We start from the raw sequence: 11,585 nt of genomic DNA on the forward strand, positions 1-11,585 counted from the left end.
CCGCCGCTACGATATCGTCAACACCGGCCGCGCGCCGGAATACTACTACGACTACACGGCCAACCTGAAAGCACTGTCGCCGGAGGCGCTCAACGCCGCTGCCGCGAAAGTCATCAAGCCGGAGGAGCTCACCTGGATCGTGATCGGCGATCTGAAGAAGGTCGAAGCCGGCGTACGTGAGCTGAACTATGGCGAGGCCGTACGTCTGCAGGTCGAATGAGGAAGCGGGTTGGTGGTGAATGATGGCGGAAGACCACCATCAACCACCCACTACCAACCATCAACCTGATGAGTGATTCGTGGTGTGTGGTTGGTGGTGGATTCCCGCCATCAACCACCGATCGTCAACCTGCCTGATCGATGCAGCAGCGCCGAGAGCCTCGCCTCCAGTCCTTGCCCGCGAAACTGCGGCATCACGAAGGGGCCCGACAGTAAGGCCGCATGGTCGTCGCGCGACCAGGCCACGCCGACCAGGGTGTAACCCTCGAAGGCCAGCGAGGCTTCGCCCGGATGCGTATCGAACACGACGCCGATGCGCCGGGCACGCGCCTGCCACGCGCGAGCGCCCGGCCTCGGCGAGCTGAAACACAGCCCAGCTCGAGCTGGGCGATGTCCCAGCGCCAGGGCAAGGCCTGGCGCGTGGGCAGGTTCAACAGGCGTAGCGGTGCGTTGCCCACTCAGCCCTCCGATACCGCCGTGCGTTCCGGAATCGGCGGCGGCGCCGAGCTGCCGAGCGCGTACCAGTCGATCCGGCGCGTGACGATCATGATGGCGGCGAGGATGGCGAACAGCATCAGCGAGCCGAGCACGAGCGCGTTGTCCTCCGAGACCAGCAAGCCGTACAGCGCGCCGTAGAGCAAGGTCAACATGCCGGCGAAGCCGAATGCGCGCGCCGTGCTTCGCAACACCGCGCTCAAGTAGATGCCGAGCAAGCCGATGCAGGCGACGCTGGCGCTGACGTAGGCCCAAAGGAAGGGGATGTGTTCCGACAGGCTGAGCAGCAACAGGAAGAAGATCGCCAATGCGAGGCCGACCAGGGCGTACTGGATCGGATGAATCGCCAGTCGCTTGATCAGTTCGAACATGAAGAAGCCGACGAAGGTCAGCGCGATGAACAACACGCCGTACTTGCTGGCGCGATCGGCCTGCGAATACAGGTTCACCGGTTCGGACAGGGTCACGCTCAGGGATTCGAGCGTGCCGGGCGGGCGGCCTTCCTGCGCGATGACGGCATCGGGAACATTGGTGTTGCCGGTATCGCGGGACGCGCCTGCCAGGTATTGCGCCTGCACGCCCGAGGCCAGGGCCGAGATGTCCCAGCTGGCATCGAAACCTTTCGCACCGATGCTCGGGCTGCGCGGCGAGTATTGGCCGTCGAAGTTCGGGTGCTGCCAGCTCGACTGAAGGCGCACATGGTTCTCGTCGGCCAGCGGCACGAAGGCGAATCGTTCGGTGGCGCCCAGGGTCAGACGCAGGTCGAAAGCGATCTCGCGTTTCTCACCCGCCTGCAGCGGCGCGAGCGCGGCATGCAATCCGTTGCCGCCACGCCCGCGCCCGGGGCCTTGCTGCAGGGGGGTCGTGCGCCGCTCGAGCAGCAACTGAGGTGCGCCGACGAGTCCGCGTACGTCGGAGATGCCGAGACTCAGGAAAGGTTCGCCGAGGCTGACGATCGTGCCCTCCTCCACCGCCGTGGGAACCTCGATCGAGAAGCGGCCGTTCATGCGCCCGCCGAGTTCGTAAACGCGCACCTCGTGCAGGCCGCGATGTTTTTTCGCCGGCACCAATGTGGCGTCCAGCTTGGTGTCGCCCGGGAAATAGACCCATTGCCGATCGTGCGTCTCGACGAACTCCTGCTGCACGCCCCGATCGTCCTTGCGTACCGAACGCACCTCGACGCGGTACGGCAGCACCACCACCGGCGCGAGCAGGGTTTGCGGCCCGGCGTAACTGGCCGCGACCGAGGCGATCGCCTGCTGGCGATAGGCCTGCCGCTCGTTGATCGTGCCGTTGATCATGCCCAGCGGGATGAGCAGGAGCAGGGTCAGGAACCCCACCATCGCCGCTTTGAGGAACAACTGGATGCGATTCATGCCGGCACTCCGCCGGGTCGGAATGCCCGGTCGCGACTGCAGGCTAGGGCCGCCCGGTGTCGGACATAGGTGGGGAATGTGTGGCGAAAGTGAAGCGGCCCGTCTTCGCTCAAGCAGGCAAACGCAACTCCGCCACCGCACCGCCGCCCTCGCGATTGCGCAGCTCGACACTGCCGCCGTGCAAGTTCGCCACTTCCCGCACGAAGCTCAGGCCCAGGCCGCTGCTGCGGGCGCCGTCCGGACGCGGCAGGGAGTAGAACCGTTCGAACACCCGATCCTGCGCGTAGTCGGGTATGCCCGGGCCGCGATCCGCGACCCGCATGACCAGATCGGAGCCCTCGCGCACGATCTCCAGCGCGATTTCTCCGCCCGCTGGCGAGAAACCGATGGCGTTGTCGAGCAGGTTTTCCAATGCCTGCGCCAACAGGAAGCGATCGCCCGACACGATGGCGGGCGAAGCGGTTGCTCCCCGCACGATGCGCAGTGATTTCAAAGCGAGCCGCGGCTCCAGCGCCGCGCTCGCCGACTCGGCCAGCGCGGCGAGATCCACGCTTTCGCTGCGTTCGAGGCTTTGCCGGTGTTCGAGTGCGGCCAGTGCAAGCATCTTGTCGATCATCTCCGCCAGGCGCTGCGACTGCGCCGAGATGTTGTCGACGAAACGCTGGCGGTCCCCCTCGCCCGGCTCGCCCTGCAGGATCTCGGCCGCGCCGCGGATCGCCGCGAGAGGGCTCTTCATCTCGTGCGCCAGCGACTGCACGTACTGCTCGACGTACTGCTTGCCGTCCAGCCGCGAACGCATCGTTTCCAATGCGCGGCCGAGCTCGCCGAGTTCGCCGCCGCCGACTTCGGGCACGGCGACGCGTTCGCCGGCCGTCACCGCTTTCGCGTAACGATCCAGGCGTTCGACGCTGCGCGCCAGCCAGAAGGTGACCGCCAGCCCGATCAGGAAGGAAAGCCCGAGCAGCAAAGCGCCCTGGCGCAGGATCGCCGCCTGGCTGGCGGCGATGAAGGGTTCGGTATGGCGGTTCGCTTTCGCCACCGTCACCACGCCGATGATTCCGCCGTCCGAGCGCACCGGCGCGGCGACGTACATGACCGACGTGCCGTCGTCGGCCGGATCGTCGCGGGTCGAACGCGCACCATAGCGCCCGCGCAGCGTGAGATAGACGTCGTTCCAGCGAGAGTAGTCGCGCCCGACATCGCGACCGGACGAATCGTAGACGACGATGCCGTTCGCATCGGTGACATAGATGCGGTAGTCGAAACGCGTCTTGCCGACGCCGGAAATTCGCGCGTTCTGGCGTTCGATCGCGATGCGGTCGACGGCGCGGGCGAAAGCGCCGTCGGCGATGCGCCCCTCCCGCAAGTCCGGCGCCGCCAACGCCGCCAGCGTATTGGCCGTGTCGACCAGGGTCGCTTCCATCGCCCCGCGCACGCCAGGCTTCACTTCGTTGACGAAGACGCGCATGACGAAGAAAGCCGCCAGGCCCACGATCAGGAAGTAACCCAGGAAGATCCGCAAGCCGATGCGCATCGTTCGTCCTCAGGGCTTCAGGCTGTAGCCCATGCCGCGGTGCGTCTGGATCGGATCGCGCTGCGGATCGATGGCATGCAGCTTCGTGCGCAAGGTCTTGATGTGCGTATCCACCGTGCGATCGAAAGTTTCCGGTGCGTCGCGCCAGACGTCGGCCATCAGCTGTTCGCGGCTGAGGATCGCGCCCGGTCGCGCCAGCAGGGCCGCCAGCAGGCGGTACTCGTAGCGGGTCAGGGCCAGTTCCTGCGCGCCATAACGGATGCGCTGGCCGGCGCTGTCGTGCGCGAACGCGCCCTGCTGTCGCCAGTTTCCCGTTTCCGCCGCCGGCGCACCGACGCGACGCAAGCGTGCGCGCACGCGCGCCACCAGTTCGCGCGGCGAGAATGGCTTGGCCATGTAGTCGTCGGCGCCGAGCTCGAGACCGAGCACGCGATCGATCTCGCCGTCGCGCGCGGTCAGGAAGATCACCGGCACCTGCGAAAAAGTGCGGAGTTCGCGACACAGGTCGAAGCCGCCGAGATCGGGCAGGCCGACATCGAGAACGACCAGATCGAAGCCTTCCTCGCGCAGGCGTCTGAGTCCTTCGCGGCCAAGCAAGACGTGTTCGACGGAATACGCTTCGGCGCGCAACGCGTAGAGCACCGCATCGGCGATAGCGCTTTCGTCTTCAATCACCAGAATGCGGCTCATGTCTCAGTCCAATGCTTCGTAAAGTGCGCGCTGCAACGACGGCGCCAGCTGGCCGGACCAATCGCGATCGTTGGCGACCTGGGCCTGCGCGCGGCTGGCCGCCAGCGCGTCGAAATCCAGCTCGGCCACGGCCCAGGTTTGATCGCCGCGGGTTTGCGCAAGAATGCCGTCGTCGGGAAAACCCCGATCCATCGGGGCGTAGATCGTCGCCTCGCCGGTGTTGGCATCCAGCGCCGGACTCCAGTCCAAGGCGCCGGCGGTCACCGATTGCGCGACGAAGCAGCGGTTCTCCAGCGCACGGGCGAGGCAACCGACTCGCACGCGCGTGGCTCCGGCCTCGGTGTCGGTGCAACTCGGAACCAGCAGCAATCGTGCGCCGGCTTCCACCTGCGTACGCACCGGCAACGGGAACTCGCTGTCGTAACAGACCGCGATCGCGGCGCGGCGTCCGCCAAAACCGAATACGCGCAGGGCATCGCCCGCCTCGATCACGCCTGAGGCTTTCTCGAAACCAGTGAGCTGCAATTTTTCCTGATAGGCGCTGGCGCCGTCGGGCGAGAACCAATAGCTGCGGTTGCGATAGCGCTCCGGCCCCGATTCGATCAGGAAGCTGCCGGCGACGATATGCAAGCCGAGCCTGCGCGCGAGTTCCGCGAACGCCTCGCACCAATCCGCATGCAGGGGCTGCAACGCCGCCAGCGAACGTCGCAGATCGCCGCGCACGTCCGGGGCCAGGCCCGCAGCCAGTTCGAGCGCGAGGTACTCCGGCAATACCGCCACATCGGCGCCACGCGCTTTCGCCTCCTGCAACAAGCGGGATTGCTTGTCGGCGAAGGCCTGGAAATTCACCGGCTCGCCGACCGGATACTTGGCGACCGCCACGCGCATCAGGCCGGCTCCAGCTTGCGCTGCCAGAAGGTCAGCGTCTTTTCGCTTTCGTCCGTCTCGCCGAGTTCGCGCCAGGCCAGACGCATGCGCATACCGTCCTGTCGCTCGTAGCCGCGCTTGCGCCAGAAAACATCGTTCGGGCGATAGCCCGACGGACGACGCGCATCTTCCGGCGCGCGATCCACCGCGCAGAACGCCGTCATGGCGAAACCGCCGAGACGGCGCGCGTGGGCTTCGCGTTCGTCGAAAAAACGATGGCCGACGCCGAGTCCGCGATACGGCGTCAACAGGACCGATTCGCCGAAATAGAAGACCTCGCCGACGTCCACGCCGCGTTCGCGGAAAGGCCGCTGGAAAGCCTCGCCGTCCTGCGCCAGGGGGATGCCGGTCGAGGCGCCGATGACCTCGCCGCCCTCGAACGCCAGCACGAAGACGCTGTCCGGCGACTCGGCATAAGCCCGCAGGTACTTTGTTTCGAACGCCTCGTCGCCGTCGTACAGATAGGGGAAGTCGCGGAACACCGCGATACGCAGCCGGGCGACGTCCGCCAGGTATGCGATCACCTGCTCGCCGCGGAAGACGGCGATGCGCGGCACGGCTCGCGATGGCGCCGGCGTGCTCAACGGGAGACCTGGTCGATCCAGTCCTGCAGGTTGTAGTAATTGCTCACGCGCGCGATGCGCCCGTCGCGCACATCGAAGAAAGCGCCACCCGGCAGCACGTAGGCCTGACCGCGCGCCGGCGGCAGGCCTTCGTCGTCGAACTTGTAGGTACCATGCACTTCGTACTCGGCTGCAGCCCGACTGCCATCGGCGTTCGCCATCACGACCACGCGGCGCAATTGTTCGCCGTAGCAGCGATCCATACGCGCCAGGAATGCCCGGAAGGCGTCGCGCCCGGTCTCGCGCTCGCCCTGGTTCAGGTCATGGGCCACGTCCTCGTGCAGGCAGTCGAGCATGGCCTCCCAGTCGCCCCGGTTGAAGGCGGCGTAGTAGCGCCGGATCAGTTCGATACTGGTTTCCATGGGGTTTCCGGGTCCGGATCGGGACGCAAGCTGGCAAAGCCTATATTCTCAGTCCCCATGAATTACCGCCACGCCTTCCACGCCGGAAACCATGCCGACGTCCTCAAGCACATCGTGCTGTTGGCCCTGCTGGAGGCGCTCAAGCGCAAGGACACGCCGTTCTTCGTGCTCGACACCCACGCTGGGCGCGGCCAGTACCTGCTGCAGGGCGAAGAAGCGGGCAAGACCGGCGAAGCGCAGGGCGGCATCTTCCGCCTGTTCGTGCTGCACGGCCTGCCTGCCCTGGTCCAGCGCTATCTCAAGCGCGTCCAGGCCGACAATCCGGTCGGGGCCCTGGTCAACTATCCGGGATCGCCGTTGATCGCCGCGCAGGCGATGCGCGAACAGGACCGCCTGGCAGCCTGCGAATTGCAAGCCGAAGAGGCACGGGCGTTGGCCGCCTTGTTTCGCCAGGACGAACGGGTGGGCGTGCATCAGCGCGATGGCTACGGCGCCATGAAGGCCTTGCTGCCGCCGAAGGAGAAACGCGGCCTCGTGCTGATCGACCCGCCGTTCGAGGCGCAGGAAGCCGAATTCGATGCGGTGCTGGCGGCGCTGAAGGAAGCGCTGGCGCGCTGGCCCACCGGCATCTATGCACTGTGGTACCCGATCAAACAACGCCGCACGCTCAATCCCTTTTTCCGCAAAGCGGCGCACCTGCCCTGCAAGTCCTCGCTGTTCATCGAGCTGTTGGTGCGACCGGACGAATCTCCCCTGCGCCTGAACGGCAGTGGCCTGCTCGTGCTCAATCCCCCGTATCAGCTCGATGAAGAGCTGGCGCCGGTGTTGCCGGTGCTGGCCCGCCTGCTGGGGGAAGACCGGGCCAGCGCCCGGCTCGAATGGCTGAAACGGGAGAACGGCTGATGTTGCAGCGGATCGTCCTGGTCGGTCTGTCGTTGGCGGCCTTCGCTGCCTGCGCCGAACCGGCGGCGACGAAGCCGGCCGAACCGCGCGCCATCGATCGCCGCATCGCCATCACCATCGACGACCTGCCCTGGGTCAGTTTCGGCGCCGGCGAAGACGCGCCCGCCGCCGACGGCAAGTCGATTCCCGCGCAAGTGCAGGAAGCGCACGCGCGCCTGATGGCCGCCATCCGCAAGGAAGCCGTGCCGACGATCGGGTTCGTCAACGAAGGCAAGCTGCTGGTCGGCGACCGCGTGGACACCGCACGCGTGCATCTGCTGCGCGACTGGCTCGACGCCGGCGCCGACCTCGGCAACCACACCTATGGCCATGCCGACCTGCACGTGGTCGGGCTGGAAGCGTACGAGGGAGAAATCCTGCGAGGCGAATTGTTCCTGCGGCCTTTGCTGGAGGAGCGCGGCAGGACGCCGCAATGGTTCCGTCATCCGTATCTGCATTCGGGCCGCAGTGCCGAGGACAAGAAGGAGCTGCAAGCCTTCCTCGAGCACAACGGCTACCGCATCGCGCCGGTCACGGTCGACAATTCCGACTGGATCTGGGCGCTAGCCTATCGCAAGACGCTGGGCAATGCCGGCATCCAACCGGGGCTACGCGAAGAGACGCTCGATCGCCTGCGTCGCGAATACCTGCCCTACATGCTCGCCAAGGTCGATTACTACGAGCGCCAGTCGCTTGGCCTACTCGGCTACAACCTGCCGCAGGTCCTGTTGCTGCACGCCAACGAGATCAATGCCGACTGCTATGGCGAACTGATCGCCGGCCTGCGCGCGCGCGGCTACCGTTTCGTCGCCCTGGACGAAGCCCTGCAGGATCCCGCCTACAAGCGTGCCGATGCCTACACGGGCCGGGCGGGGCCGAGCTGGCTGCACCGTTGGGCGATCGGCGCGAAAAAACCGGCTTCGTTCTTCGACGGCGAGCCCAAGGTGGCCGACTGGGTATTGCAGACCGCCGGCATCGCGTCGGAGTAAGGGCAGCGTCAACCGCGCAGGCGCCGGAGCGTTGCGTATAGCAGACTCCCCGGGAAGCTGGCCATGCCGTATCGAACGATCTTGCTTGTCGCCGCGCTGCTGCTCGCCTGGCTGGCGAGCTTCGCCGTCTCAGGACAGGGCCTGCGCGAGCGGTGGCAAGCACGGCGCGCGGCGTCCGGCGAACCATCGGCCGCCCTGCCCGCCGGCGCGCGCGTGCTGCGCGACGTCGCCTACGGCAGCGATCCGGCGCAGCGCTACGACATCTACCTGCCCGGGCGAGCGGCGAACGCACCGGTCGTGTTCATGGTGCATGGCGGCGGCTGGCGCGTCGGCGACAAGACGCACGACAAGGTCGTCGACAACAAGATCGGTCGATGGCTGCCGAAAGGTTTCGTGCTCATTTCGGCCAACTACCGCATGTTGCCGACACAGGACGCGCTGGGCCAGGCCGAGGATGTCGCGAGGGCCTTGGCGCATGCGCAGAAGCATGCACGCGAATGGGGCGGCGACCCGCGTCGTTTCGTACTGATGGGACACTCCGCGGGCGCCCACCTGGTCGCGCTGATTTCGGCGGATCCGGCCCGGTATTCGCCCTTCGGCGTCGCACCGACGCTCGGCACCGTCTCGCTCGACAGCGGCGCCATCGATGTCGTGGCGAAGATGCAGACCCGCCACTTGCCGTTGTACGACGCCGCCTTCGGCGACGATCCCAGCCGCTGGCGCCTGGCTTCGCCGACGCATGCGCTGGTCCGCGGTGCCGCACCGCTGTTGGCCGTGTGCTCCAGCGAACGGCGCGATCAACCCTGCAACGAGGCGAAGAACTATCTCGCGCGGGCGCATTCGCTCGGCGTACGTGCCGAATTGTTGCCTCAGGCGAAGACGCATGCCGAGATCAACCAGCAACTGGGCCTGCCCGGCGCCTACACCGACGCGGTCGAACGTTTCCTGGCCTCGCTCGATGACGGTATCGCCGCCTTGCTGCGCTGAATCCATGCCTTAAACTGGCGGTATGTCCGCCCGCCCCGATTCCCTCGCCGCCCGCATCGCCGGGCAGGGCTACGCCTTCGTGCCCGCCGAAGAAATGCGCCTGCGACTCGGCGCGAACGCTTTCTCCGACTGGCCGGCCTTCGTCGACAGCTGGAACCGGCTGGAAACGGACACCTACATGGCCGACCAGGGTCGCTATCGCCGTCGACGCCATGCGGTCTTCCGCGCCGGAACCGATGACGCCATCGTACGCGCCGAACATCAACCGCATTACCAGGGCCTGGACTACAACCCGCTCAACGGCGGCATCGAACGATGGTTCGAACCCATCGAACCATCGATCGGCGATGGCGCGAGCCTGCGGGGAATACTGCGCTGGTGCCGGGAGCTGTTCGACGAACTCGCGGGCGCGCCGACCGCCTGGCGCATCGAAACGCACCAGTTCCGTATCGAAGCCCAGGCCGGTGCGCAGGGAAAACCGACGCCCGAAGGCATGCATCGCGACGGCGTCGACTATGTGCTGGTGCTATTGGTCAGGCGCGAGAACATCGCCAGCGGCACCACCCTGATCGGCACGAAGGCCGAGGGCTTCTTCAGCAGCTTCACCCTGGTGCAGGCCTTCGACGCAGCGCTGGTGGACGATCACCGCGTTTTCCACGGCGTGACGCCGGTCGAGGCGCTCGAACCGGCGCAACCGGCCCATCGCGACGTATTGGTCGTCACTTTCCGGCGCACATCGAATGCGTAGGCTGGGCTGACAAGCCCAGCGTCACGCGCACCAGCTTCGTAGGCTGGGCTGCTAAGCCCAGCACACCGGGCCAAGGCTAATGCTGGGCTTCGCGATGCTCAGCCCAGCCTACATGTCCGGCGCGACGAGCACGCGCCAGGCCGGGAACTCGCTGCCAGCGGCGGGTTCGGCGATCCAGCCGCAGGCCAACAGGCCATCGTCGCTGCCGGCTTCACACAAGTAGACAGCGATCGCACCGTATTGCTGCTGCGTCGTCACCAGCGCCCAGCCCTCGGGCAATGCCCGCCGTTCGCGCCGCAGTTCCGCTTCGAGATGCGATGCCGTGTTCGATTCGAGGATCTTCCGGCCAGCCTCGGTTTCGGCCGAACGCACGATCGGGATCTCGGCGTCGAGCACCGGCCGCGAGGAGGGACGGTCGACGCGCAGCCCATGGCCTTCGAGCTTGCGCGCGATGTCGTCCGGCACGGCATACGCCCAGGGCCGTTGCACGAGGTGCTCGGCGACGAAATTTCCGATGTAAGGCACTTTCACCGCGATCGGCCCGCCGTCCAGCGTGTAGGGCTCGCGCGTGAGGATCTCGACTTCGCGATCTGGGAAAGCTTCCAGGCGATAACGCACGGCGATCTCTTCCGGCGGCACCGTGCAACCGGCCAGCATCGAGACGATCGTCTTCCCGTGGTCGGCCACATGTCGAAGGGTTTCGCGCAAAAAGGCATAAGTGACGTGCACGCGTTCGCGGAACCCGATGTAGGAATAGGTCTCCAGCAGCAGGTCCATGCGATTGGTCAGGCCACGATAGTTTCCGCCGAAGCGCGGATGGTGCGTGTAAGTGATCCAGCCCATGCCCTGCCCGCCTTCATCGCGCAGGAAGTTGCCGTAGTAGAAGGTATCGCTGCCTTCGCTACGTTTCACCGCCGCGGATACGGCGGGCAACAGCACCTCGCGCATGTAGGCGATCGGTTCCGGCCGCCCGCTGAGCACGGTATGCGGGATGTCGTACGTCAGGTCGAAACGATGGATCGAACCGTTCGTCGCATGGCAGTCGACGATCAGGTGCGCGTTCCAGCGATGGCAGACGCCGTCCTGCAACAGGCGCATCTCGGCACCGTCCTGGCGCATGTAGTCGCGGTTGAGGTTGATGCCGGCGGCGTTGACGCGCGTACCGACGCCGCTCTCTGGGCCGAGTTGCCCCTCGAACTTGGTGATGTCGAGGCGGCGGTTTTCCGGGCTGATGCGATCGTTGCCGTCGGGATTGAACAGCGGCACGACCACGAGCGTCATGCGCTCGAGAAGGTCGCCATGGTGGCCGGACAGGATGTCGCGTACGAGCATCATGCTCGCTTCCTTGCCTTCGACTTCGCCGGCGTGGATGCCGTTGATGACCAGCACGACCGGCAGGCTGGAGGCATGCGCCGCTTCCGGCGTGCGATGCCCGTGCGCGGAAAGGACAAGCAAGGGCAAGGCGCGGCCTTCGGGCGTGCTGCCGAAATCCGAAACATGCAAACGCGGATCGTTCAGCCCGCGCAGGGCATCGACGAAGGCCAGCATGTCGGCATGGCGCGAAGTGTAGAAGTAGTCGCTGCTTTCGGCACGGGTCAGCGGGGCGGAGCTGGGCGGCAGGGGCATGGCGTGCCTTCGATGGTTGATGGTGCGTGATGAGTGTTGGACGGTGGACGATCCACCGTGGCGTTGA

13 protein-coding genes are annotated in these 11,585 nt (G+C 66.2%); 5 read left to right on the top strand and 8 right to left on the bottom strand.

Features of this window, described 5'->3' with window-relative positions; translation table 11 throughout:
* Window positions 1-220, top strand: a 220-nt coding sequence (locus tag QM707_RS00005) for a hypothetical protein (RefSeq protein WP_414999829.1), incomplete at its 5' end; no start/stop codon positions are given.
* Between the two features lie 110 nt (window positions 221-330).
* On the opposite strand, the gene QM707_RS00010 is transcribed toward QM707_RS00005, so the two are convergent.
* From QM707_RS00010 to QM707_RS00040, 7 genes are all read right to left on the bottom strand, one after another.
* Window positions 331-525 carry a hypothetical protein gene (locus QM707_RS00010; protein WP_414999830.1) on the bottom strand — a complete coding sequence of 65 codons (195 nt, stop codon included), beginning with the start codon at window positions 523-525 and terminating at the stop codon, window positions 331-333.
* A 152-nt stretch (window positions 526-677) separates the two neighbouring features.
* A complete protein-coding gene (gene creD, locus QM707_RS00015) occupies window positions 678-2,090 on the bottom strand; it encodes a cell envelope integrity protein CreD (protein WP_414999831.1) in 1,413 nt (470 codons plus the stop codon).
* 109 nt (window positions 2,091-2,199) lie between these two features.
* Window positions 2,200-3,624, bottom strand: a complete 1,425-nt coding sequence (gene creC, locus QM707_RS00020) for a two-component system sensor histidine kinase CreC (protein ID WP_414999832.1) — start codon at window positions 3,622-3,624, stop codon at window positions 2,200-2,202.
* A gap of 9 nt (window positions 3,625-3,633) precedes the next feature.
* Entirely contained in the window at window positions 3,634-4,314 is a 681-nt protein-coding gene (gene creB / locus QM707_RS00025) for a two-component system response regulator CreB (RefSeq protein ID WP_414999833.1), read from the bottom strand.
* A 3-nt stretch (window positions 4,315-4,317) separates the two neighbouring features.
* The gene (locus tag QM707_RS00030; protein WP_414999834.1) at window positions 4,318-5,202 is read right to left on the bottom strand and encodes a carbon-nitrogen hydrolase family protein; all 885 of its coding nucleotides are present in this window, start codon (window positions 5,200-5,202) and stop codon (window positions 4,318-4,320) included.
* A complete protein-coding gene (locus QM707_RS00035) occupies window positions 5,202-5,825 on the bottom strand; it encodes a GNAT family N-acetyltransferase (RefSeq protein ID WP_414999835.1) in 624 nt (207 codons plus the stop codon). Before QM707_RS00035 ends, QM707_RS00030 begins: the two co-directional genes overlap by 1 nt.
* Window positions 5,822-6,226 carry a ketosteroid isomerase-related protein gene (locus tag QM707_RS00040; RefSeq protein ID WP_414999836.1) on the bottom strand — a complete coding sequence of 135 codons (405 nt, stop codon included), beginning with the start codon at window positions 6,224-6,226 and terminating at the stop codon, window positions 5,822-5,824. Before QM707_RS00040 ends, QM707_RS00035 begins: the two co-directional genes overlap by 4 nt.
* A 57-nt stretch (window positions 6,227-6,283) precedes the next feature.
* Here QM707_RS00040 and QM707_RS00045 point away from each other — a divergent pair, with 57 nt between their 5' ends.
* The 4 genes from QM707_RS00045 to QM707_RS00060 all read left to right on the top strand — a co-directional run bounded on the left by QM707_RS00045 (window position 6,284) and on the right by QM707_RS00060 (window position 9,892).
* Entirely contained in the window at window positions 6,284-7,129 is an 846-nt protein-coding gene (locus QM707_RS00045; RefSeq protein WP_414999837.1) for a 23S rRNA (adenine(2030)-N(6))-methyltransferase RlmJ, read from the top strand.
* Complete coding sequence (locus tag QM707_RS00050; RefSeq protein ID WP_414999838.1) at window positions 7,129-8,157, top strand: polysaccharide deacetylase family protein; 1,029 nt, start codon at window positions 7,129-7,131, stop codon at window positions 8,155-8,157. The genes QM707_RS00045 and QM707_RS00050 overlap by 1 nt, the downstream gene beginning before the upstream one ends.
* 63 nt (window positions 8,158-8,220) lie before the next feature.
* The gene (locus QM707_RS00055) at window positions 8,221-9,144 is read left to right on the top strand and encodes an alpha/beta hydrolase (protein ID WP_414999839.1); all 924 of its coding nucleotides are present in this window, start codon (window positions 8,221-8,223) and stop codon (window positions 9,142-9,144) included.
* A gap of 22 nt (window positions 9,145-9,166) precedes the next feature.
* The gene (locus QM707_RS00060) at window positions 9,167-9,892 is read left to right on the top strand and encodes a 2OG-Fe dioxygenase family protein (protein ID WP_414999840.1); all 726 of its coding nucleotides are present in this window, start codon (window positions 9,167-9,169) and stop codon (window positions 9,890-9,892) included.
* Window positions 9,893-10,000: 108 nt separating this feature from the next.
* Here QM707_RS00060 and QM707_RS00065 read toward each other — a convergent pair whose 3' ends face one another.
* The gene (locus tag QM707_RS00065; protein ID WP_414999841.1) at window positions 10,001-11,518 is read right to left on the bottom strand and encodes a M14 family metallopeptidase; all 1,518 of its coding nucleotides are present in this window, start codon (window positions 11,516-11,518) and stop codon (window positions 10,001-10,003) included.
* Window positions 11,519-11,585: the final 67 nt, after the last annotated feature.

It is taken from the genome of Arenimonas sp. (genome assembly GCF_047602345.1).
In the GTDB taxonomy this organism is placed as follows: Bacteria; Pseudomonadota; Gammaproteobacteria; order Xanthomonadales; family Xanthomonadaceae; genus Arenimonas.